At 56.4% G+C, this 23468-nt stretch carries 23 protein-coding genes; 2 read left to right on the top strand and 21 right to left on the bottom strand.

The features are described from left to right. The first annotated feature begins 15 nt into the window (after nucleotides 1-15). A complete protein-coding gene (locus AC4EYZ_RS08425) occupies nucleotides 16-1920 on the top strand; it encodes an alpha/beta hydrolase domain-containing protein (RefSeq protein ID WP_474192415.1) in 1905 nt (634 codons plus the stop codon). Between the two features lie 136 nt (nucleotides 1921-2056). Here the strand turns inward: AC4EYZ_RS08425 and AC4EYZ_RS08420 are convergent, their stop codons facing one another. The 17 genes from AC4EYZ_RS08420 to AC4EYZ_RS08340 all read right to left on the bottom strand — a co-directional run bounded on the left by AC4EYZ_RS08420 (nucleotide 2057) and on the right by AC4EYZ_RS08340 (nucleotide 17755). Beyond that, nucleotides 2057-2317 (bottom strand): hypothetical protein, encoded by a 261-nt coding sequence (locus AC4EYZ_RS08420; protein ID WP_230804115.1) that lies wholly within the window; start codon nucleotides 2315-2317, stop codon nucleotides 2057-2059. A 17-nt stretch (nucleotides 2318-2334) separates the two neighbouring features. Beyond that, complete coding sequence (locus AC4EYZ_RS08415) at nucleotides 2335-3138, bottom strand: M48 family metallopeptidase (RefSeq protein WP_009288401.1); 804 nt, start codon at nucleotides 3136-3138, stop codon at nucleotides 2335-2337. A gap of 175 nt (nucleotides 3139-3313) precedes the next feature. After that, the gene (locus tag AC4EYZ_RS08410) at nucleotides 3314-3928 is read right to left on the bottom strand and encodes a hypothetical protein (RefSeq protein ID WP_474192416.1); all 615 of its coding nucleotides are present in this window, start codon (nucleotides 3926-3928) and stop codon (nucleotides 3314-3316) included. Nucleotides 3929-4149: 221 nt separating this feature from the next. Beyond that, complete coding sequence (gene der / locus AC4EYZ_RS08405; RefSeq protein ID WP_027957430.1) at nucleotides 4150-5553, bottom strand: ribosome biogenesis GTPase Der; 1404 nt, start codon at nucleotides 5551-5553, stop codon at nucleotides 4150-4152. Continuing rightward, entirely contained in the window at nucleotides 5550-6719 is a 1170-nt protein-coding gene (bamB, locus tag AC4EYZ_RS08400) for an outer membrane protein assembly factor BamB (RefSeq protein WP_022520082.1), read from the bottom strand. Before bamB ends, der begins: the two co-directional genes overlap by 4 nt. After that, entirely contained in the window at nucleotides 6716-7372 is a 657-nt protein-coding gene (locus AC4EYZ_RS08395) for a YfgM family protein (protein ID WP_027957429.1), read from the bottom strand. The genes bamB and AC4EYZ_RS08395 overlap by 4 nt, the downstream gene beginning before the upstream one ends. Before the next feature lie 67 nt (nucleotides 7373-7439). Then, the gene (gene hisS, locus AC4EYZ_RS08390) at nucleotides 7440-8741 is read right to left on the bottom strand and encodes a histidine--tRNA ligase (RefSeq protein WP_022520080.1); all 1302 of its coding nucleotides are present in this window, start codon (nucleotides 8739-8741) and stop codon (nucleotides 7440-7442) included. 58 nt (nucleotides 8742-8799) lie between these two features. After that, entirely contained in the window at nucleotides 8800-9915 is a 1116-nt protein-coding gene (gene ispG / locus AC4EYZ_RS08385; RefSeq protein WP_039860545.1) for a flavodoxin-dependent (E)-4-hydroxy-3-methylbut-2-enyl-diphosphate synthase, read from the bottom strand. An 8-nt stretch (nucleotides 9916-9923) separates the two neighbouring features. Further along, complete coding sequence (locus AC4EYZ_RS08380) at nucleotides 9924-10961, bottom strand: RodZ domain-containing protein (RefSeq protein WP_022520079.1); 1038 nt, start codon at nucleotides 10959-10961, stop codon at nucleotides 9924-9926. 47 nt (nucleotides 10962-11008) lie between these two features. Then, complete coding sequence (pilW, locus tag AC4EYZ_RS08375; RefSeq protein ID WP_022520078.1) at nucleotides 11009-11743, bottom strand: type IV pilus biogenesis/stability protein PilW; 735 nt, start codon at nucleotides 11741-11743, stop codon at nucleotides 11009-11011. A gap of 142 nt (nucleotides 11744-11885) precedes the next feature. Further along, nucleotides 11886-13070, bottom strand: coding sequence for a dual-specificity RNA methyltransferase RlmN (gene rlmN / locus AC4EYZ_RS08370; RefSeq protein WP_138800466.1), 1185 nt, complete (start codon nucleotides 13068-13070; stop codon nucleotides 11886-11888). Nucleotides 13071-13159: 89 nt separating this feature from the next. Continuing rightward, nucleotides 13160-13585, bottom strand: a complete 426-nt coding sequence (gene ndk, locus AC4EYZ_RS08365) for a nucleoside-diphosphate kinase (RefSeq protein ID WP_022520077.1) — start codon at nucleotides 13583-13585, stop codon at nucleotides 13160-13162. 230 nt (nucleotides 13586-13815) lie between these two features. After that, nucleotides 13816-14142 carry a HesB/IscA family protein gene (locus tag AC4EYZ_RS08360; protein WP_022520076.1) on the bottom strand — a complete coding sequence of 109 codons (327 nt, stop codon included), beginning with the start codon at nucleotides 14140-14142 and terminating at the stop codon, nucleotides 13816-13818. A gap of 26 nt (nucleotides 14143-14168) precedes the next feature. After that, nucleotides 14169-15359, bottom strand: coding sequence for an aminotransferase class V-fold PLP-dependent enzyme (locus AC4EYZ_RS08355; RefSeq protein WP_159176040.1), 1191 nt, complete (start codon nucleotides 15357-15359; stop codon nucleotides 14169-14171). 52 nt (nucleotides 15360-15411) lie between these two features. Then, entirely contained in the window at nucleotides 15412-15879 is a 468-nt protein-coding gene (gene iscR / locus AC4EYZ_RS08350; RefSeq protein ID WP_022520074.1) for a Fe-S cluster assembly transcriptional regulator IscR, read from the bottom strand. A 78-nt stretch (nucleotides 15880-15957) separates the two neighbouring features. Beyond that, nucleotides 15958-16821: a serine O-acetyltransferase gene (cysE, locus tag AC4EYZ_RS08345; RefSeq protein ID WP_490204219.1), complete on the bottom strand. Its 864-nt coding sequence runs from the start codon at nucleotides 16819-16821 to the stop codon at nucleotides 15958-15960. A 169-nt stretch (nucleotides 16822-16990) separates the two neighbouring features. Next, nucleotides 16991-17755, bottom strand: coding sequence for an RNA methyltransferase (locus AC4EYZ_RS08340; protein WP_474193061.1), 765 nt, complete (start codon nucleotides 17753-17755; stop codon nucleotides 16991-16993). A gap of 179 nt (nucleotides 17756-17934) precedes the next feature. On the opposite strand from AC4EYZ_RS08340, the gene AC4EYZ_RS08335 reads away from it, so the two are divergent. Next, nucleotides 17935-18729 carry an inositol monophosphatase family protein gene (locus AC4EYZ_RS08335; protein ID WP_474193060.1) on the top strand — a complete coding sequence of 265 codons (795 nt, stop codon included), beginning with the start codon at nucleotides 17935-17937 and terminating at the stop codon, nucleotides 18727-18729. Between the two features lie 129 nt (nucleotides 18730-18858). Here the strand turns inward: AC4EYZ_RS08335 and secF are convergent, their stop codons facing one another. The 4 genes from secF to tgt all read right to left on the bottom strand — a co-directional run bounded on the left by secF (nucleotide 18859) and on the right by tgt (nucleotide 23420). Next, nucleotides 18859-19785 (bottom strand): protein translocase subunit SecF, encoded by a 927-nt coding sequence (gene secF, locus AC4EYZ_RS08330; protein WP_022520069.1) that lies wholly within the window; start codon nucleotides 19783-19785, stop codon nucleotides 18859-18861. Nucleotides 19786-19849: 64 nt separating this feature from the next. Beyond that, the gene (gene secD / locus AC4EYZ_RS08325; RefSeq protein ID WP_053857131.1) at nucleotides 19850-21703 is read right to left on the bottom strand and encodes a protein translocase subunit SecD; all 1854 of its coding nucleotides are present in this window, start codon (nucleotides 21701-21703) and stop codon (nucleotides 19850-19852) included. A 132-nt stretch (nucleotides 21704-21835) separates the two neighbouring features. After that, entirely contained in the window at nucleotides 21836-22162 is a 327-nt protein-coding gene (gene yajC, locus AC4EYZ_RS08320) for a preprotein translocase subunit YajC (RefSeq protein WP_007111584.1), read from the bottom strand. A gap of 136 nt (nucleotides 22163-22298) precedes the next feature. Further along, nucleotides 22299-23420, bottom strand: coding sequence for a tRNA guanosine(34) transglycosylase Tgt (gene tgt / locus AC4EYZ_RS08315; RefSeq protein WP_027957421.1), 1122 nt, complete (start codon nucleotides 23418-23420; stop codon nucleotides 22299-22301). Nucleotides 23421-23468 lie beyond the last annotated feature (48 nt).

Here is a 23468-nt window from a genome sequence, read left to right as displayed (position 1 = left end):
TACTTAGGAGTTGTCATGAAGCATCTTCCACACATAGCATTAATGACATTGGCGGTGGCTGGGGGAATGGGGTTATCACCTGATATTCAAGCCAGAGTCACTGGGTTTGAAATCGGCAACACGGTCGTTGATTACGACGGTGAACGCTTTGGAGAGTCTGGTGCTTACGAGAGAATTGAGGCCGTGGCAAGCTTTGCTATTGATCCTACGAGTGCTAGAGCCAGTAACATTGCCGATTTAGAAAAAGCGCCTGTTAATGATCAAGGTGAAGTGGCCTTTAGTACGGAAGTGGTGATTCTACGACCTACTGAGCAAACCTCAGGAGTGCTTTTCTACGAAGTCCCTAACCGTGGCCGCAACTTGAGTTTTCCGTTACTTAATCTAACGAGTATCTCGGGCGACTTTGCAGTCGATGAGCCAGGTGATGGTTTTTTAATGCGCCAGGGCCACACCATGGTATGGAGTGGCTGGCAGACCGGTTTGAGCGATAGTTTGATCGAGATTGATTTGCCGGTTATTGAGGGGGTAACGGGTGAATCTCGTGAGGAGTTCGTTTTCGATAACCATGAGTCGGTAAGTGTTGCGTCCCTTACATACCCTGCTGCAGACCTAAACCCCGAACATGCCTCTCTAACCGTTAGGCCTACGCCTGATGCGCCTCGTCAAATGGTGGAGGGTTTGTCGTTTCGTTATTTGGATGAAAATCGTATAGAGTTTCAGCGGCCCACTAGTATGGATGGCGGCGCTATATACGAGTTTATTTATACCGCTAAGGATGCAGTGCCCGCCGGGTTAGGGATGCTCGCGACGAGCGACTTGGTCGCCTTTCTGAGAGGTGCGCAAGGACATGATGTTGAAACACCACTGAACGATATTGAGCATACCGTGGCAATGGGGGTTTCTCAGTCAGGACGCTTCCTGCGCGACTTGATATATCAAGGATACAATGCTGATAGTCAGGGCAACCGAGTATTTGATGGCGCCATGGCGCATATTGCGGGATCACGGAAGACGTTCACCAACTACCCTTTTGCTCAGCCTGGTCGCTTCTCTCGACAGCATGAAGATCATGATGCGGTAGGAGATCAGTTCCCCTTCAGTTATGTCGAGATGCTAGATCCGTTGACGGGGCAGAGCGACAGTATTTTGGCCGTCTGTCGTGAAAACAATACGTGTCCGAAACTTATGCACACCGACACGTCGGCAGAATTTTGGCAGGCTCGTGCGTCATTGGTTTCTACATCCCCCACTGGAGACCCCCTGACTATGCCTGATGATGTGCGATTATATTTTTTCGCTGGGGCGCCGCATTTTAATGCTTGGGGAGGATCGGCTTCGGCTAGTGAAGTATGTAAATATCCGAGTAATCCAATTAGTGTGGCGCCTAGCATGCGTGCGCTTGTGAGTGCGATGGAGTCTTGGGTCGTAAATGATATAGCCCCGCCAGCAAGCCGTTATCCAGGTTTGAAGGGTGATGGGCTTGTGGCGAATGAGGAGTTGAATTTGCCGCCCTTACAGGGAGAAGGGCCTAAGCCGCCTGTCAACGAGCTGTATGCCAGAAACCATACTGTGGTGCCACCTGAAGAGGGTGAACAATATTCGGTGAAGGTGCCAGAAGTGGATGAAGATGGCATTGCCTTGGGAGGCATTCGCCAACCCTATGTGGCTGTGCCTCTAGGTACTTATTTAGGCTGGAATTTGCGCGATCAAGGGTACGCAGAAGGCCAATTGTGTAACTTATCCGGCAGGTTTATCCCTTTTGCGAGTAGTAATGATGGTAGAAAGTCAGTATCAAGCCGATACTCAAGCCCTGAGTCATACCAAGAATCCTTAGGTGACGCTATAGATGAGCTAGTAGATATTGGCTTTATGCTTGAGAAAGACCGTCAATGGGTGATGGAGGATGCTCCAGAACTATAACCCGCATTTTTAAAGAGTTTTAAATGAGGTCTTTTTCCTCGCTAGTATCAATCTTCATTGATCAACAACATAGCTAAAAAAGTGGGGGCGGATAATATATCCGCCCCCACTTTTTATTGATGCCACTAATAACGTTTCACTTAGTGCGTTTGACGTACAAGCCCACCGTGCACATCGCCAGCCCCACTACCGAGAGCAGCATGCCGCCATTGACTAACAGCGGCGAACGCTCCAGCCAGGAGACAAACGGTTGCGGGGTGTCTCTACAGGCACTCTCGATATAGTCCCAATGGCCGCCATCAAGCTGGCACGCGCGTACGTCGTTTAGCTCCCAGAAATACACGCCCATCAGCACAAACAGCGGCAGTACCAGTAGCAGTAATCCCAGCTTAATCATTTAAACCTCAAGAGCCGTTAAGGACGCGGGCAGTTGGGTGTACGACCATTGCTGCGAGCCTGCTCGTACAAGGCAAGTGCTTGATCCATATTACCCTGCAGCCCTTGAATGCGCTGGCCTTGGCCAGGGTGAGTCGACATCCACTCGGGGGGCGCACCGCCACCTGTGGCCGCCTGCATATTTTCCCAAAGGGTCACGCTCTCACGGGGATTGAAACCGGCTTGAGCCATGAGATCCAGACCAATCACATCGGCCTCACTCTCATGGGCCCGGGAGAAGGGAAGTACGATGCCGTACTGTGCGCCCATGCCGAGCACGCCCATGAGTTGCTGGCCACCGGCAGACTGCATGCCAGAAGTGCTGGAAATCACCGACAGGCCTAATGAGGTGGCGCTCTCGGTGGAGGCGCGCTCATTGGCATGGTTGGCCAGTACGTGACCAATTTCGTGACCGATAACGGAAGCAAGCTGATCCTGGGTCGTGGCAATATCCAGCATGCCGGTATTCACGCCCATATAGCCGCCGGGAAGCGCGAACGCGTTGGGCTGTTCGGACTCAAATACGCGAATTTGCCAGTCTAGCTGCCGCTGTTCGGCGGGGAGTTCCGCCACGATGGCATCGGCAATACACTGCACATAGCGGTGGCTGGCCTGGCCCGCCGTGGGCAGCTCCTGCTGATATTGAGTGAACGCTTGGCGCCCCATCTCATTCAATTCGCTATCAGAGAGCAACAGCAGTTGCGAGCGTCCGGTAGGCGAGGTGGTACAAGCGGCGATAGACGCACATAGTGCGGTAACAGCGAGAGGGCGAAGCCAGCGCATAAGTCGGTTTCCTTATAGACGAAAGAGTTTCTTGCACACAAGATAACCGCTGATAGCAGTAAATCAATCCCCCATCATAACCCACCTAGTGGTTGAGCATGGGTGCTGAATTGAGTCCCCTCTGAACCAAGGCTAGGCCGCAGACGATTGGCTGCAAGCTCCTAGACATAAACCCTTAGCGCTGGGGTACTAGCTGCCCATCGGCACCTACGTTTAAGCGAATTGTCGGCGTTAATAATCCTGACGGTAGTTTCATACCCAACCCGCGTAGATCCCCAGGCGTGATGGCCAGTTGACTGCCAGGCGGTAGCTCGCCTTGAGACGCCAACTGGCTGGCAAGCTCCAGCATGGGGGCCAGGCGTTGGGTGTCGGTGGCGAGTACATCAAAGGCAACCGGTAGGCGTAAATTAGCATCATCGCCAGAGGTCAGCGTGACGTCCTGTTCATAGTTACCTTCCACAGGATCAACGCCCGGCATATCCAGCGCCCAGCGAAAGCCTGACATCTCCACCGGTGGCATGCCCGCAGGTAAGCCCAGCCCCATGGCAATGGTGGCTTGTATAGGCAGGCTACTGGCGCCAAGGCTGGAAGCAATCAAGCTGGTTAAATCGCTGGTGTCTAGCCCTGCATTAATGCTGTAAGGACCGATACGAACATCCTCGACCCCTAGGGAGGTCACCGCCAAACGAAACGCAAACAGACCGGTTTGGGGCAGGGCGAGACAGCCCGTGAGTAGGCTGGCAACGCTAAACAGGGTCAGCCAGCGCCAGTAGCGAGCAATATAAAGCATAAGAGTCCCCTTAAGTAGGGCGTAAGCAGTGGGGTAACGACGCTAAATGTAAGGTGCTGATGCAAGCTTGTTAGCTTCGGGCTAATAAGCGCGGCTATTTGAGGGCTGAAGTCATTTCCTGTCAAGAGAATTTACGTGTTCAAGCGCCTATTTAAGGCTAGAACCAAAACGCCCGCTTGATGATACAAGCGGGCGAATTCAAAAGGCAGCTAATAAGGCGTTTAACGACGGCTTTTACGCGCCTCTTTGGTGCGATTAAGCTCGCGCTTTTTAGCTTTCTCTTTGTCGCTGGCGCCCGCCATGTCATCGAACGGGTTACTGCCCGAGCGGAACTCAAAGCGAATTGGCGTGCCGCGTACCTTGAGCACCTTGCGGAAGGTGTTGGTCAAATAGCGACGATAGGCTTCTGGCAACGCCTCGGTTTGGTTGCCGTGGACGACGATAATCGGCGGGTTGCTGCCACCCTGGTGAGCCATCCGCAGTTTAATGCGTCGACCGTGCACCATCGGCGGTGGGTTTTGGCTTACCGCGTCCTGTAGCAGGGTAGTGAGGCGGTTGGTCGACCAGTGGGCGTTAGCGGCGTCAAAGGCGCGATCAATCGAGGGGTAGAGATCCCCCACTGCCGTGCCATGTAGAGCAGAGATGAAGTGCAGCTCGGCATAATCCGCAAAGCCCAGGCGGCGCTTCACTTCAGTGCGCATTTTATCCTTGGCTTCGGTCTCCAGGCCGTCCCACTTGTTGACTGCCAGCACCAGGGCGCGCCCGGTGGTCAACACATAGTCGAGCAGGTGCAAATCCTGCTCCACCAGGCCGCTGGAGCCATCCAGAACCATGATCACTACATGGGACTCTTTGATCGCATCCAGGGTCTTGATGATGGAGAATTTCTCGGCGATTTCACGCACGTTCTTGCGCCGCCGGATACCCGCGGTATCAATCAGTACATAGGGCTTGCCACGGCGCTCGAAGGGGATCTCGATGGCATCGCGGGTAGTGCCTGCCTCATCAAACACGACGACCCGATCTTCACCGAGAAGGCGATTGACCAGGGTTGATTTGCCCACGTTCGGGCGGCCAATCACGCCGATGCGAATACCTTTGCTACCGGTGTCCGCGGGAATGCTGGCATCGCGCTCCGGAAACGGTTCGAGTACCACATCGATCAGGGTGGAAACGTTGCGCCCGTGGGCGGCAGCAATTGGCCAGGGGTCGCCTAGGCCGAGCGACCAAAAGTCGCCCATTGCCGAATGCTCTTCTAACCCATCGGTTTTATTCACCACCAGCCAGGTTTTTTTCTGGTTAACCCGCAGGTGGTTGGCAATCGCCTGGTCAGCGGCGATAAGGCCGGCGCGAGCGTCGACCATAAACAGCACGATATCGGCTTCATCAATGGCGGCGAGTGACTGCTCTGCCATAGCGGCATCGATGCCTTCTTCGTCACCGCTGATACCGCCGGTATCAATCACGGTATAGACCTTATCGCCCAGCATGCCATTGCCGTACTTACGGTCGCGGGTGAGGCCGGGAAAGTCGGCCACCAGGGCATCACGCGAGCGCGTTAGGCGGTTAAACAGCGTCGATTTACCCACATTGGGGCGACCGACTAAAGCAATGACGGGTGTCATGGAGTGACTTCCAGGGTTTCCAGGCGACCATTGTTGGCCTGAACATGAATGGTGCTGCCTTCAGTGACCGGGCGTACGCTGATGCCCGAGCTGTGCACGCGAGTGCGACCCACGATATCGCCTTCGCGAGCGTCGATCAGGTGAACATAACCTTCAAAATCGCCGAACACTAAACGGCCATCGGCGAAGGCGGGGGCGGTCAACCAACGATCTTCTAAATCGTCGTTGCGCCAAATTTCGCGGCCGTTGTTAGCGTCGAGGGCGACGACTTGGCTGTCATCGGTGACCACAAACAGGAAGTCGCCGACCAGAATCGGGGTATGGCGACTGGAGAGATCCGCTTCCCAAAGTACGTCGCCTTGAGTTGCTTCCAGCGCCACCACGCGGCCGTTATAGCTGGTCACGAACAGGCGGCCATCGGGGCTGATGATCGGCTGGCCGGAAAGATCGACCAGGCGTTCCACTTCACTACGCCCTTGGGGGGTGGCAATCTGCATTTCCCATAGCGGCTGGCCGCTGCGGTTATCCAGCGTGGCCAGGCGGCCATTGGCCAGGCCAACAAAGCTGACTGGATCAATGACCATCGGTGTACCGGTACCGCGCAGGGTGAGTGACGGCTGCGAACTGGTGTATACCCAGCGCTCTTCACCAGTGGCGCGATCCAAGGCAGTCACACGGCCATCGACACTTTGCACGACCAGCAGTTGCTGGTTGGCCTGGGGCGCGGCAAGCACTTCGCTGGATACCCGCGAGCGCCATTCTTCGCTGCCGTCACGTTGATCCAGCGTGATCACTTCGCCGTTACCGGTGGCCAGATAAACCTGACCGGCAATTGCCGTTAGCGCGCTGGAAATAGGGGTATCAAGGTCGATTTCCCACTCGACGTCGCCGCTGTTGGCATCCATCGCCATCACCACGCCTTCGACATCGGCCGCAAACACGGTGTCGCCTTCACGGGAAGGCGCGATGGGGTAACGGGCATGGCCCAGGCCATCGCCCACGTTGCGCCGCCACTGAGTTTCCAGCGAGGAGGTCTCGTCGAAACTACGCAGCTCTTTGGGGGTATAGGCAGGCTCGCCTTTACTCGCGCAACCGACCAGCAGTGCCAGCGACAGCGCGCCTAAGCTTGCGCGTACTAGCTGTTTCGTTGGGATACCAAAAGTCATTGTGTCGCCTCCTCAGCGCCGAGATCGTCAAGCTTGAACTGCACGCCGTAAAGCGGCTGGTCTTTGGTTTGAGACACTTCTAGAGCGGTTTCCCAGGCATCGCGGGCCGCCTCGGTGTCGCCTTGGGCGGCGAACGCATCGCCGCGCACGTTAGCTTTTTGGGCCGCTAGCGCATCACTAATCGGCTCGTCTAACAGCGCATGCGCCTGTTTAGGGTTACCGTCGGCAAGCTCGATACGGGCTAAACGTAGCCACGCCAAGCTTTGCACATAGCGGCGCGAGGAATCGGCTGCGCTTTCCAGTGCGGTGCGTGCTGCTTCCAAGTCGCCTTGCTGAACAGCCAAGCGGGCGTCGAGCAGCAGGGCGAGTTCGGCGTAGAGCGTATCGCCATGCTCGTCGGTCAGTTCGCTAACCATTTCCCGCGCGCTTGCTAGTTGCTCCTCGTCAAGCTCGTTGCCAGCGGTCATATTGACTAACTGCTGATAGCGCATGGAGGCCGCTTCAGCCTGGCCTTGCTGATAGTTCTGCCAGGCATTCCAGCCGAACACCCCGGCCGCCGCCAGGACAGCGCCTGCAATCAACGACATGCCGTTCTCTTTCCACCAGCGCTTGACGGCGTCTAGCTGTTCTTCTTCGCTTCTCAGCTCCACCACGGGCGGGCTCCTTTCTTCTAAAGTCGTATGTTTAGACCGTCGCATGCAAGCAGGCAGCCTGCAGGGCTTATGCGTTAGCCGTTAAAAGCTCGCCCAGCGTGCGGCCTAATGCGGCTTGAGGAACGCTTTGCTGTTCGCGGTCATCGCGCAGAAACTTGACCGTTGCCGACTGCGTCGCGATTTCATCTTCACCGATCAGTATGGCTATCGTAGCAGCGCTCTTGTCGGCTTTTTTGATTCGGCTTTTAAAGCTGCCGCCGCCGCAATGAAGCTGTAGACGCAGTTCAGGCAGCTCGCCACGCAGTTGCTCGGCCAGGGTGATCGCTGCCGTGGTGGCGGTATCATCCATGGGCAGCAAATAGACATCGCAGCCGCCAAGGGCGTTCTCAGGAATCAGTTCCAGGGTGTCGAGTAGCAGAATCAGCCGCTCAATGCCCATGGCAAAGCCTACCGCTGGGGTAGGCTTGCCGCCCAGCTGTTCGACTAGGCCGTCGTAGCGTCCGCCTGCACACACGGTGCCCTGGCTGCCCAGCGCAGTCGTGGTCCACTCGAACACGGTGCGGCAGTAGTAGTCGAGCCCGCGCACTAAGCGTGGGTTGATCACATAGTCAATGCCTGCTGCTTCAAGCATCTTCGTGAGCTGCTCAAAGTGTTCCTGGGATTCGGCATCCAGGTGATCCATCAACTGCGGCGCGCCGTCGAGCATCTCCGCCATGGCCGGATTTTTGGAGTCGAGAATACGCAGCGGGTTGCTGGTCAAGCGGCGTTTGGAGTCTTCATCGAGAGCGTCTAGGTGCTGCTCAAAGTAGGCCACCAGCGTATCTCGGTAGGCTGCCCGCGCCTCTGATGAACCTAGCGAGTTTAGCTCCAGGGTAACGTGCTCCATCAAGCCGAGTTCCTGCCACAGGCGCGCTGAAAGCAAGATCACCTCGGCGTCGATATCCGGGCCATCAAAACCGAAGGTCTCGACGCCGATCTGGTGGAATTGGCGGTAACGGCCTTTTTGCGGGCGCTCATAGCGAAACATCGGCCCCTGGTACCACAACCGCTGAGTTTGGTTATACAGCAGGCCGTGCTCCATGGCCGCGCGCACGCAGCTGGCAGTGCCTTCGGGACGCAGGGTCAAACTCTCGCTGTTGCGATCATCGAAGGTGTACATCTCTTTTTCGACGATATCGGTAACTTCACCGATAGAGCGTGCAAACAGCGCGGTTTGCTCAACGATAGGCGTGCGGATTTCATTAAAACCGTAACGCAGCATTAGCTGGCGTACTTTGGCTTCAAAAAATTGCCAGCGTGGGCTATCGCTGGGCAGTAGGTCGTTCATACCACGAATGGCTTGAATTTTTTTAACGGCGGACTTGCTCAAAGAAAACTCCTTATTCTGCCATCAGGCGTGGCGCACCCAGGCTGGCAGCCAGCCCCAGCTAAACGCTGCGGGCAATCATATCGTCTTGCTGCTGCTGTTTTTCGCGCACTTTTTCGCGAATCAACTGCTCGAGATCATCTACCAAGTGGTCGTTGCGCAGCTTGCTGGCGGGCTTGCCGTCGATATACACCAGGTTAGCGGGACTACCGCCGGTCAGGCCGATATCGGTCTCTTTGGCTTCGCCGGGGCCATTGACCACGCAGCCGATCACCGAGACGTTGAGCGGTGTCATTACGTCTTCCAGCCGCTCTTCGAGCTGGTTCATGGTGTCAATGACGTCGAAGTTCTGGCGCGAACAGCTGGGGCAGGCAATAAAGTTGATGCCTTTCGAGCGCAGCTTGAGGCTGCGGAGCATATCAAAGCCGACCTTGATCTCTTCCACCGGGTCTGCTGCCAGCGAGACGCGGATCGTGTCGCCGATTCCGTCCATCAGTAGCATACCCAGACCAATCGATGACTTGACCGTGCCCGAGCGCAGACCTCCCGCTTCGGTAATCCCTAAGTGCAGCGGCTGCTCGATGCGTGCGGCAAGGTCGCGATAGGCGGCCACGGCCATAAATACATCCGAGGCTTTGACGCTGACTTTGAAGTCGGGGAAGTCCAGGCGATCCAGGTAGTCAATATGGCGCATGGCAGACTCCACCAGCGCTGCTGGCGTGGGTTCGCCATATTTCTTCTGCAGATCTTTTTCCAACGACCCTGCGTTGACGCCAATCCGGATCGGAATGCCATGATCGCGGGCCGCGCTAACCACCGCGCGTACGCGGTCTTCACGGCCGATGTTACCTGGGTTGATGCGCAGGCAGTCGACGCCGAGTTCGGCGACGCGTAGGGCAATTTTGTAATCAAAATGGATATCGGCAACGAGCGGTACATTGACGAGTTTTTTGATCTGACCAAAGGTTTCGGCGGCGTCCATATCAGGTACTGAAACGCGTACGATATCCGCACCGGCTTTTTCCAACTGCTGGATCTGGGCCACGGTCGCGGCGACATCCAACGTGTTGGTATTGGTCATGCTTTGAACGGCAATGGGGGCATCACCGCCCACCGCGACGTTTCCAACCTGAATCTGGCGGGAATGGCGGCGTTTTATCGGAGAAGGGGCGTGCATAAGACGGGTCACTCTCCCAAGGTGAATCGGGCAACATTGTTGGCGCCTGCGCGGGCGGGAAGATCAACTTCCTCGCCTTGGTAGCGCAGCTCAACGCCGGTGGCATTACCTACGGTTAAGCGAAACGGAGGCTCACCCTCGACGGTTGTCGAGGTGCCGGGCGTTTGTAGGCCCACGAAGACGCGCTGGTTGGTGGCATCAAAAATTTCCGTCCACGACTGCTCGTTAAACGTCAGTTCGAGGACGTTGGCATTGGCGGTTTGCTCGGCGGCAGCGTTTTGTTCGCTATCAGTATCGCTCTCTTCAATACTGCTTTGCTCAGGCCTGCTAGGCTCATTGCTATCGTCGGCGGTGCTGGCCGTATCGGTGGTGCTATCCAGTGCGGATTCGTCGAGGCCAGTCACTGCGTCAACATCAGCTTGATCGCTGGGCGCTTGTTCTTGCGCAGCCGTCGGTGAAGGCGTGACGTTGGTGGCATTACTGGGCAGCGTCGCGCTTTCATCGCCACTGGTGAAGCTTGAATCCGTACTCTCTGCTGTTTCAGCGGGTTCACTGGTCGGCTCTGCCGGGGCGGTAGCGGTCTCTTCCGGGGAGGTTGAGCCAAAGCCCGGCGGCTCATTGCCACCCCGGCTTTGCCACCACATCACGGTCACCGCGATAAGACCCACAATTACCAGCAAAGTCACCAACTTGAACAGCCAGGCGCCAATACGGGAGGGTGGCCTCGCCGTGGAGACCGGGGTAACTTGGCGTTCGGTGTCGCTACCGCCGCTGCGGGCTTGATAAGCTTCAAGCACCAGCCGGTCATCCATGCCCAGGTATTTAGCGTAAGAGCGCAGGTAGCCGCGTCGATAAGCGGCGACAGGGATCTCTTGGTAGTCATCCTGCTCAAGCCCTCCCACCACGGCGGGGCGCAGGTTGAGCGCCCGGGCCGCATCGGCGAGCGGAATACCAAGCTGCTCGCGCTGGCGAGCAAGAAGTTCGCCAGGAGAGGCGCTAGTGTTAGGACTATCAATGACGTTTTCTTGTGACTGTGTATCGCTCATGGCTGAGCATCCTTCATTAAATAAGCGGTGATCAGGGCGTCAATCAGTCAGTCGTTGCCAAGCAGGCGCTGGTATTCGGCGGCGACGCTATGCTCGCCGCGTGAATGAGCGATATCAACCGCCATTCTTAGCGCTGCTTGGTTGGGCTCGGCGAGCTGTAAATAGGTTTGCAGCGGTGCCCAGGCCTGAGAGTAATTGCCCTGCGAATATTCGAGTTCAGCTAACATTAAATAGCCGCGTGAATTACGCGGATCAATACTTTGCGCGCGCTCCAATCGAGCGCGCGCCTTATCAAATTCTTCCAGCGCCAGATAACACTGCCCTAAATTAGTAAATAGCTGGGCACGGTTGGCGTACTGGGCATCCTGTGATGCGGTTTCTAACTGCTCACAGGCGGCGTTTAACTGGCCCTGACTGAACAAGAACGCCGCATAGTTGTTGCGGGCGCGGGTGAAGTCAGGCTCGGCATTCACCGCCTGTTGAAAATAGTCGTTGGCAAGTGCACTTTCGCCCTGGCGTTGATAAACCAGTGCCAGTGCTTGCAGCGCTTCTGCATGGTGTGGGGCAATTTCAAGTGCCCGATCCAGTGCGTTGAGAGCGCGGGGAAGATTATCGCGCTCTAAATAGGCGACGCCAAGCTGGGTATAGGCTTCTGCCGCCGCGGGGGTAGCTTGTGGTGAAAGGTTGTTGGACGAGGCACAGCCGGCTAGCCACAAGCTACCGATAAGCACGGTGAGCATGGGCACCCGCGATGGGTGTTGGCGCCTGCGGTGAGCGATCATGTAAATCCTCTTGTGGTGAACGTCCAACTGCGAGTAAGGCAATACATACAAACAGCAGTGCTAATCTAAATAAAAACCGTGACCATCAAAGCGCCGTGCCAAGCGGAAGTCAAGATAAGCCCGGTTTTCGACACTCCACCCCCTAGTCCGCGTCGAGCTGTACTGACTGGATATAGCGCGCGCTGCGTTTGGTGCGGTCTTTCACGCGACCAACGAGCTGGCCACAGGCAGCATCAATATCTTCACCTCGGGTTGTTCTAACCGTGGCGTTGTAGCCTAAATCATACAACCACTGCTGGAAGCGCATAACCTGATTACGCGACGGTTTTTCGTACCCAGAGTTTGGGAACGGGTTAAACGGGATCAGGTTGATCTTACACGGCAGCTCTTTAAGCAATGCAGCAAGCTGCTCGGCGTGCTCCTGCTGATCGTTGACGTCCTTGATCAGCGTGTACTCAATGGTGACCTGACGATTGTCCGGGCATTTGGAAAGGTAGCGGTGGCAAGCATCCAGCAACGTGCGAATATTGTACTTACGGTTGATGGGCACCAGCTCATTGCGCAACTCGTCCGTAGACGCATGCAGCGAAATCGCCAAGCTAACGTCCATTTCATCGCCAAGTTTGTCGATCATCGGCACCACGCCAGAGGTCGACAGCGTCACGCGGCGCTTGGACAGGCCATAGCCGTTGTCGTCGAGCATCAGCTTCATGGCAGGCACAACGTTGTCGAAGTTGAGCAACGGTTCGCCCATGCCCATCATCACTACGTTGGTCACCGGACGGTTCGCCGTATCACGCCGCGGGCCAACGCTGCGCTGAGCGACCCATACCTGGCCGATAATTTCAGCAGCGGTTAAGTTGCGCTGAAACCCCTGCTTGCCGGTGGAGCAGAAGCTGCAGTCCAGCGAGCAGCCGACCTGGGAGGAAACGCATAGCGTGCGGCGCTTACCGTTCTCCGCCGGGATCAGTACCGTTTCTACATAGCTGCCGTCTTCCACTTCCAGCACCCACTTACGGGTGCCGTCGCTGGAAGTACCCTCATAAATCACCCCTGGGCCACGAATTTCTGCCAGCCGGGCCAGTTTTTCACGCAGTGCTTTGGAAAGGTTCGTCATGGCAGCAAAGTCATCGCTGCCTTCCTGGTGAATCCACTTCATTAGCTGCGCGGCACGGAACTTCTTTTCGCCGATCGACAAAAAGAAGGCTTCCATCTGCTCACGGGACATGCCAAGCAGGTTTTGACGCTCAGGCGTCGCTTTTGCAGCAGGCTTGCTGGCGGCGTCAGTATGTGGGGCGGGCGTGTGTTGGGCTACAGTGGTGGTCATGGCGGTCAGCGTTATAGAAAGGGGCGGGGGACTAGCCCCCGCAAAATGGCCGGCAACGAAAGTTGATTCGGCGGCGCTACCTTAAAGGCTTAGCGCGGGCAGATTTCGTCGTTGCCAAAGAAGTAGCTAATTTCGCGCTCAGCGCTTTCCGGAGAATCAGAACCATGGACAGCATTGGCGTCAATTGTTTCCGCAAAATCGGCGCGAATAGTGCCGGGTGCCGCTTCTTTCGGGTTGGTCGCACCCATCAGGTCACGGTTTTTAGCGATGGCGCCTTCACCTTCAAGCACTTGTACAACCACCGGCCCAGAGGTCATGAAGCCAACCAGGTCTTTAAAGAACGGACGCTCTTTGTGTTCTGCGTAGAAGCCGCCAGCCTTCTCTTCAGAGAGATGAACCATTTTGGCTGCGACGACTTTTAGACCCGCTTTTTCGAAGCGAGCAATGATGTCACCGATAGCATTCTTGGCAACGGCATCAGGCTTGATAATAGAAAGAGTGCGTTCAGTAGCCATGTAAATGGTCTCCTTAAAAAGGCTTAAGCAAAAAGTGCCGCCCTAGAAGGCCAGGGCGGCCCAGAAAATGATTCAGTTAATAGCGCTTCGGCAGTTAGCGTTTTTAAACGCTAATGTGTCAAAAAAGCATGCGGGCGTAACCCGGCTGCCTGCGCTTGTGTATCCAGGGGCGTGATTATAGCGCTTAAGCCGGGGTATGAATACCGGCGATGAAGCTGACCAAGCAATGCTTAGACGGTAAAGCTCTCACCGCAGCCACACTCATCTTTGACGTTAGGGTTGTTGAAGCGGAAAAAGCGGTTCAGCCCTTCGCTGACGTAATCCACTTCGCTACCGTTAAGCATCTCTACCGCATCGGGAGCGACATAGACGCTGGCACCGTGGGCTTCAAAATGGACTTCTTCGTCACTGACGGTGTCGGCAAAATCGAGCACGTAGCTATAGCCAGAGCAACCGCTTGGCTTGACCGAGACGCGCAGGCCGAGGCCTTGGCCGCGCTCGTCGAGCACGTGACGAATCTGTTGTGCGGCAGCCGGGGTAATATTGAGTGTTGCCATGAGGCGTCCTCCTTAAAAATAGTCAGCTAGTCAGCCGCTTGACGGGGCGGTGTACGTAAACCGCTCACCGCATGGCGTATGAGCGTTAGCGCATGATCAATGTCGGCTTCGGTGGTAAAGCGCCCGAAGCTAAAACGCAGCGATGAGAGCGCCAGCGAGCGTGGTGTGCCGATGCCGAGCAGCACATAGGACGGGTCGACGCTGGCCGAGTTGCACGCCGATCCGGTGGAGACCGCTACATCGCGCAACGCCATCAGCAGTGACTCGCCGTCGACACCTTCGAATGCCAGATTGAGAATGTTGGGTACTGCTCGCTTTTCAGTGTCATTCAGCGGCGTGTTCGAGAACACACCATCAAGCCCCTCCAGGCCACGCAGAAAGCGCTGCTGCAAGCCCATAATATGGACGTTGTCTTCGTCGTACTGCTGCTGCATCAGTGCAAAGGCTTCACCCATGCCAGCAATTTGGTGTGTCGGCAGGGTGCCAGAGCGCATACCGCGCTCATGACCGCCGCCATGTATCAGCGCCTCAACGCGGATGTCCGGGTGGCGCTTCACATAAAGCGCCCCGACGCCTTTAGGGCCGTAAGTTTTATGGCCGGACAGCGACATCAGGTCGATCTGCTGAGCCACTACGTCTAAGGGAATACGCCCCACCGCCTGGGCAGCATCCGTATGAAACGCCGCGCCAAACTCATGGGCAACGGCCGCTAGAGCCGAGATATCGTTGATACTGCCCAGTTCGTTGTTAACCGCCATCAATGAAACCAGCGCGGTGTCATCGCGCATCGCTGCGCGCAGCTGTTCGGGTTCAATACGGCCATCCTGGCCCGGCGTTAGCCAGGTAATCTCAAAGCCCTCTTTCTCCAGCGCATGGGCAGTGTCAACGATGGCTTTATGCTCAATCGTCGAGGTCACCAAGTGTAGGCCACGCTCGCGGTTGGCGCGCATAAAACCAATCAGCGCTAGGTTGTCAGCTTCGGTGGCGCCGCTGGTCCAGACGATCTCTCTCGGGTCGGCGCCAATGGCATCGGCCACCTGGCGGCGCGCCTGCTCAATCACCTGCTCTGCCTGCCAGCCCAGCATATGGCTGCGCGAAGCCGGGTTGGCAAATAGCTGGTCAACCGTCAGGTAGCGTTGCATAACCTCAACCACGCGGGCATCCGCCGGCGCGGTGGCGGCGTAATCCAGGTAAATGGGCAGCGTGGGTGTGGTCATCGTTACGTTCCAGCGGTTGATCGATCAAGGTAATCGGGTTTGTGTCGTGGGATCAGGGTGAAGAGGCGAGAATGCCTGCCTCGGCACGCTGTTTCTGTCGCGACGCAATACGTATGACATCAGGACGCAGCATCAGTTGTGCCAGGGTCATATCGTCAAGAAAATGGCGTATCTGCACGGAGAGCTCGCACCACAAATGGTGGGTCAAGCAGGTGTCACCCTGTTGGCAGTCAGAGAGCCCCTGGCAACGGGTGGCATCAACGCTTTCATTTACTGCGTCAATCACCTTTGAAACGCTAATCGCGTCCGCAGGCTGCGAAAGCAGATAGCCGCCGCCTGGGCCGCGCACGCTGTTGACCAAGCCTGCACGGCGCAGGCGAGCAAAAAGCTGCTCTAAATAGGAGAGCGATATCTCTTGACGCTGGGAGATATCGCTTAGGCTGGTCGGGCCGTTGTGGGCATGCAAGGCTAAATCGAGCATGGCGGTAACGGCGTAACGGCCTTTAGTGGTCAAGCGCATGGCAAGCCCCTCGACGCTGAAAGCTCAGCGCACTAACGGCAAATGTGCTGCCATTATGGGAAAACCTGAGTGCTTTGGTCAACCATTACGCGGCGGCAGCGTTTCTTGCTCGGCTGATGGTGGAGTGGCCGAGTGCTTGCCAACGCCGGTGCAGCCGGTATCGTTCTCGTCCAGAATATCGGCAAAATCTTCATCGCGCAGCGCCGGTAACTGGCCGTCACGGTAGTTGTCATCTAGCTTACGCAGGGTAGAGCACATGCGCTCAATGCGCTCATCCACGGCGTGCATATGGTCGAGCATTGCCTGCATCGAACGGGCTACGGGGTCGGGCATGTCCTGGCTGACGCCGTAGGCGTCAAAGCCAAATTTTTGGCAGATGGCTTCGCGTCGGGCGGGGTCGACATCCAGTGCTTCTTCCACATCGGGGTCGGCGCGTTTAACGATTTTACCGGGAATACCTACCACCGTGGCGCCCGGCGGTACTTCTTTGGTGACCACGGCATTAGAGCCAATTTTCGCTCCAGCGCCGACCGTAAAGGGCCCCAGTATTTTGGCGCCCGCACCGACAATCACGCCATCCCCCAAGGTGGGATGGCGCTTGCCTTTGTTCCAGCTGGTGCCGCCCAGGGTGACACCTTGATAGAGCGTTACGTTATCGCCCACCAGCGCCGTTTCGCCAATCACCACACCCATGCCGTGATCAATAAAAAACCGCCGACCAATCGTGGCGCCAGGGTGAATTTCAACGCCGGTGAGCCAGCGTGAAAACGTCGATAGCGTCCGCGCTAGCCACTTGAGGTTTTTTTTCCACAGCCAGTGGCCGCAGCGATGCAGCAGGAGGGCGTGCAGGCCAGGATAGTTGGTCAGCACCTCAAGAAAGTTACGTGCGGCCGGGTCGCGGTCAAATACGCTGTTGATGTCTTCACGTAGACGTTGAAACATGAGGTGTTCCTTGGCGTTATATAAGGCGGCGTCTAGCTATTGAACTATTAGAACGGATTTTTGAAATATCGCCGGTTCTTGGAATATCAATAGAGAAATCACGTTAGCAGAATAGCGAAGTTGGGGCACGCAGCATCAACTTCAAGCTTAGCGTTTCCAGCCTAATAAATTACGGCTTGGGTTGCTTGGTGTTCGCAGCCTTTTCGGTAGCCGACAGAATTCCACGCAAAATATTCATTTCCATGCGTTCTGGGCGAGCGCGCAGGTACAAGCGGCGCAGTCTCGCCATTAGCTGTCGTGGCTGATCAGGGTCGTGGAAGTCAATACCAATCAGCGTGCGCTCTAAGTGCTCAAAGTAGCGCTCTAGCTCGGCGTGGGTGGCCAGATCATCGTCATCATTTGGCACAGTTGGAGGTGCATCCGCTTGGCCATCTGATTGGCTTAGCCACGCCATGCGACACTCATAGGCAAGCACCTGAACCGCTGCGGCCAAATTGAGTGAGCTAAAGTCGGCATTGGTAGGAATATGCACATGTGCGTGGCAGCGCTGTAATTCAGCATTGGTAAGGCCGCTGTCCTCGCGCCCGAATACCAGCGCCACGCGGGACTCAGCAGCCTGGCACTCGGCGGGCAGCCGGTCAGCTAACTCCCGCGGTGAGAGCATCGGCCAGGGCAGAGTGCGTGAGCGCGCACTGGCGCCCACGGCCAGAGTGCAATCAGCTACCGCCTCTTCCAGTGAGGCATGCACACTGGCTTGATGAAGGAGGTGGTCAGCGCCGGAAGCACGGGAAATGCTGTCCTGGGTAATCACTTCACAGCGGGGGGCAACGAGGGCTAAATCTGCCAGGCCCATATTGTGCATGGCGCGTGCCACGCCGCCGATATTGCCGGGATGGCTGGTGCCGATAAGAACAATGCGAATGCGCTCAAGCATGATAAGGCTCGGTGAATAAAGAGGGTGATTATTATCGCGTAAAGCGCGCAGTCTAGCATGAGTCGGTGGTATGCCCGAGAGTGGTCTGCTAGAATTGCGCGCCAAAGGCGGCACCTGCGCCTACTTATGCTCTATGATTAGCATTACGTTCTTTAACATCACTGTCACAAGGCCCGATCATGAATCCGATGGTCCAATTTACGCTGCGTGCTGCACGCGGCGCTGTTGAGCACTTCCTACGCGTACGCGAACGTATTGAAAACGCGCACGATGAATTTAACCTTGACCGCCTACTCGACGAGACGGCGCGCAAGGCCGAAGCGACGATTGTTCAGCAGTTGGAGCGCGGTTATCCCCAGCACGGTGTTACCGGCCGCTTTACCCCGCACCGCGCGGGTGAAGGCGAAGGCGCGGATATCGTCTGGAAAATTGAACCGATGCACGGCTACTCTAATTTAGCCGTTGCCGGCAAGGGCTTTGCACTCTCAGTGGTGTGTCTTAACAAAGGTCGTCCCGAACACGCGGTGATTATCTGTCCGTTCGCCGACGATGAATATATCGCCAGCCGCGGCCGCGGCGCCCAGCACAACGACAAGCGCATGCGCGTTAGCAAGCCTACCGCCATTAGCGGCACGCGTATGGCCATGAGCTTGCCGGAAGTTTGGCTGCGCCCGCGCAATTTACCTGCCTATTTAACCGTTTCACAGCAGCTTGCCCCACAGGTAGAAAACCTGCTGGCCACCGGCTGTGGGCTGCTGGATTTGTGCGAGTTGGCCACTGGGCGAGTGGATAGCGCTTTTGTGCTCGGCCTGGAAGAGCAGGATATGCTGGTAGGCACGCTGTTCCTGAAAGAGGCGGGCGCCTTGATGGGTACGCCGGACGGCCAGCCTACGGTGAAAGTGGAAGGGCAGCTAATGGCAGCCGGGCCGCGTCTCTATAAAGCGCTGATCAAGCAGCTCACGCCGCACTTTTAAGTAGCAATGCTAAGCTTTTAAAGATAAAAGCTTTAAAGACGACCGTTTTTAAAGACAAAAAAAGCCCCTGCTGGATTCCCAGCAGGGGCTTTTTTGTAGGCTAAATAAGAGGAGTATAGAGATGCGCCGTTAAGGCAGCTCTTCCTCTTCTTCGTCGAACTCTTTCTTGGTGGGAATCAAATCTTCTCGCGACAGCTTCAGTGGTAGCAGTAGCGCCGCAGCAATATAGATAGACGAGAACGTACCCACAACGATGCCGACCAGCAGCGCAATGGCGAAATTCTCAATCATATCCCCGCCCAATAGCAGCAGAGCGAGCAGTACCAGAATGGTGGTGCCCGAGGTTGCCAAGGTGCGCGAGAGCGTGGCGTTAATCGCTTCGTTGAAGATCTGCGGCATATCGTCGATACGCGAAGTGCGGATGGCTTCGCGGACGCGATCATAAACCACGATGGTATCGTTCAACGAGTAGCCGATAACTGCCAGGATGGCTGCCAATACGGTAAGGTCGAAATCGAGCTGAAACAGAGCGAACACGCCCACTACGATAATCACATCGTGCAGCAGTGCCAGCAGTGCGCCAATCGCAAACTTGTACTGAAAGCGGAAGGCCACATAGAGCATGACCACGCCGAGCGCTACCAGCAGACCCAATCCACTCTGGTCACGCAGTTGGTCACCTACCTGGGAACCAACAAACTCAGAGCGAACAAGGTCAACGCTATTACCACTCGCGCGTAGCAGGTTTACTACCTCGCCGCCTACATCAGCGTCAAACGCCTGCTGGAGACGAATCAAGACTTCGGTTGATGCCCCAAAGGTTTGCACCGAGACATCTTGAAAGCCGCTCTCTTCGAGCAGCACACGAATAGCGTCCAGGGAGGGCGCAGCGCCGTAGCGCACCTCAATCAGCGTACCGCCAGTAAAGTCCAGCCCTAGGTTGAGCTGCTGGAACAGGATGGCGCCAATCGACACGATCAGTAACACAGCGGAGACGGCAAACGCGATGTTGCGCCGTCCCATAAAGTCGATTCGCAGGTGTGATAGGGGTTTCATTACCACCTCTTCAGTTCTGGGCTAAGCACGTGGTTTAAATTCATGCTTTTCAAATCCATGCTCTTTAAATCCACAGCTTTTTGACGGGTTTGCTGCCATAGGCCAAGTTGACCATGGCGCGAGTCACCATCAGAGCGGTGAACAGCGACGTCAAAATGCCGATAGAGAGCGTGACGGCGAACCCTTTCACCGGGCCGGAGCCAATCGAGAACAGGATAACGGCCACCAGCAGCGTGGTGATGTTAGCGTCAACGATGGAGGTGAAGGCGCGCTCATAGCCGGCTTGGATCGCTTGCTGAACTGACATGCCGTTACGCAGCTCTTCACGTATTCGCTCGAAAATCAGCACGTTGGCATCTACCGCCATGCCCAGTGTCAGTACGATACCGGCAATACCTGGCAGCGTCAGCGTGGCGCCCAGCATCGACATCACCGCGACCAGCAGTGTTAAGTTCAGCGCCAGGGCGATATTGGCAAACACGCCAAACACCTTATAGCGCACCAGCATAAACAGCACGACCAGCAGCAAGCCAATCTGTACCGAGAGCAGGCCCCGCTCAATGTTTTCAGCGCCCAGGCTTGGCCCAATGGTGCGTTCTTGGACGAAGTAGATGGGAGCCGCAAGGGAGCCCGAACGCAGCAGCAACGCCAGCTCAGCGGCTTCTGTCGGCGAATCCAAACCGGTGATCCGGAAGCTGTTGCCAAGCGCACTTTGAATAGTGGCCAAACTGATCAGGCCGCGCTCAACGTAAGGCTCGCGCTCAATGGTCTCTTCGCCCGTTTCCGGGTCGACCACCACGGTGTCTTCACTCTTATGCTCGATGAACAGCACCGCCATATTGCGGCCGATATTGGTGCGTGTGGCACGGTTCATTAGCGTACCGCCGGTGCCGTCCAGATCAATATTGACCTGCGGGCGACCATTCTCATCAAAGCTGTTGCTGGCACTGGAGACACTATCGCCGGTAATGATCACGTCGCGCATTAGCTCGGCAGAGCGCGAAGGCTCATTTCGGAAGGTGAGGGTTTCCGTTTCGTTATCCGGCGTATCGTTGCGCGCTTCCAGGCGGAACTCCAGGTTCGCCGTTGCGCCGACAATACGCTTGGCCGCCACGGTGTCCTGGATGCCCGGCAGCTCCACCACGATCTGGTTGGGGCCTTGGCGCTGCACCATAGGCTCAGCCACGCCCAGCTCATTGACCCGGTTGCGTAGGGTGGTCAAGTTCTGGTTGATCGCGTAATCCTGAATTTCGTTTACCGATTGATCGCTAAGCGTCATTACCAGCGTTGAAGCGCGGCCATCGCCTTCACTGCTGTATTCAAATTCAGGAAAGTCACGGCTGATCAGGCTGCGGGCCGTATCGCGGTCTTCGGCGCTGGCAAAATCGATCGACAGCGTGCGCTCCTCGATATCGGTATTACGATAGCGAATCCGCTCGTCGCGTAGCAGCTCACGCATGGCGCTGGCGTTGACTTCCAGACGCTGGGTCAGCGCGGCGTCCATATCCACTTCGAGCAGGAAGTGCACGCCACCGCGCAAATCAAGGCCCAGCGTCATGGGGGAAGCAGAGAATGCCTGTAGCCATTCTGGCGTTGCTTCGGCGAGGTTTAGCGCTACCGTCGCATCATCGCCTAAAAGGTCAGCGGCAATGTCGCGAGCAGGAAGTTGATCGTCATCGTGGCGTAAACGAATAAGCCACTGCCCGTTCTCTTCTTCGAGGGCTTTGATCTCAATATCGTGTTCGCTGAGCGCGGTTTCAACACGGTCTATCTGACGCGCATCCAGCGAGTCGCCTTGGGCGCTGCTAATTTGGATGGCGGGATCTTCGGGGAATAGATTGGGAAGCGAGTAGATAAGGCCAACCACCAGGACGACCAGTATCAGCAGATACTTCCACAGGGGGTAACGGTTGAGCATGCAAGCCCTGCCTTCAATTACAAACGGAATGCTGTGCACGGACACGCCGCGCACAGCAAAGTTCACCATCATTCATACCATGTCACCCCTGCCGGGGTGGCTGGCACTGGCTCGGCAGGGGTATTACAAGGTTTAGATGGACTTGATGGTGCCTTTAGGCAGTACGGCGGCAACGGCGTTCTTCTGCACGTTAACTTCGGTGCCTTCAGAGATCTCGATGGTCAGGAATTCGTCGCTCACCTTAGTGATACGACCTACCAAACCGCCGCCAATAACGATCTCATCGCCTTTGTCCAGGTTGGTGACCAGCTGCTTGTGCTGCTTGGCGCGCTTGGCTTGCGGGCGCCACAACAGGAAGTAAAAAATCAGCACGAAACCGACCAGCATGACGATTTGCGCAATACCACCGCCAGCGGCGGCTTCTTGGGCATGGGCTGGTGAGATGAAGAAATCCAGCATTGCAGAGAACTCCTGAGTTAGAAAAGCTTAGGTTTTTAGATGCTTGGTTTTGAAAGCTTGGTTTGTAAAAAGCCTGGTTTTTAAAACATAGCCAAACAGTTTAAACCACGCGCCAAGGCGCGTGGCGATTAATTCGTCAGGGCTGGCTTAGCGGAGGCACTGGCAAGCCACGCCGCGCATAGAAGCCTTCCACAAAGGTCGTCAATGTACCCGCTTCAATTGCCGCGCGCAAATCGGCCATCACACGCTGGTAGTAACGTAAGTTGTGGATGGTGTTGAGCATCGAGCCGAGCATTTCATTGCAGCGATCCAAATGGTGCAAGTAGCCTCGTGAGAAATTCTGGCAAGTATGGCAATCACACTCTTCATCAAGCGGGCGGGTGTCAAAACGGTGCTTGGCGTTACGAATTTTGACCGTGCCTTCCGAGGTGAACAGGTGGCCGTTACGCGCGTTGCGGGTGGGCATTACGCAATCGAACATATCCACACCCCGGCGCACGCCTTCCACCAGGTCTTCGGGTTTGCCGACGCCCATTAGGTAGCGAGGCATCTCATCCGGCATCCAGGTGGGCAGGTAGTCGAGCACCTTGATCATCTCTTCTTTCGGTTCGCCGACGGAAAGCCCGCCAATCGCCAAACCATCAAAGCCGATTTCCAGCAGCCCTTTGAGCGAGCGTTCGCGCAGCTCAGGGTGCATGCCGCCCTGAATGATGCCGAACAGCGCGGAAGGCGAGTCGCCATGGGCATCCCGCGAGCGTTTGGCCCAGCGCAGCGATAGCTCCATGGATTTCTCGGCTTCGTCAAACGTGGCCGGGTAGGGCGTGCACTCGTCAAAGATCATCACCACATCGGAGCCCAGCGAACGCTGAACCGCCATGGACTCTTCCGGGCCCATAAAGACTTTGCTGCCATCCACCGGCGAGCGGAAGTGCACGCCCTGCTCGGTGATCTTGCGCGTCTCACCGAGGGAGAAGACCTGAAAACCGCCGGAGTCGGTCAGAATCGGTTTGTCCCACTGGGCGAAGTCATGCAGGTCGCCGTGAGCTTCAATCACCTCGGTGCCAGGGCGCAGCCACAGGTGAAAGGTGTTGCCGAGGATGATTTCGGCGCCGATCTCTTTGACGGAATCGGGCGTCATGCCTTTCACCGTGCCGTAGGTGCCTACTGGCATAAACGCCGGGGTCTCCACTGTGCCACGGGGGAAGTGGAGGCGGCCACGGCGCGCACGGCCATCGTCGGCCAAGCGCTCAAAGCGCATAAAGCATTCGTTTCGCATATAAAGTAACTCGTTAATCTCGTTCGTTTG

The organism is Vreelandella sp. 162(4c), assembly GCF_058152265.1.
Note: the sequence above shows the minus strand (reverse complement) of the source record. Positions and strands in the feature narration are given on the sequence as shown.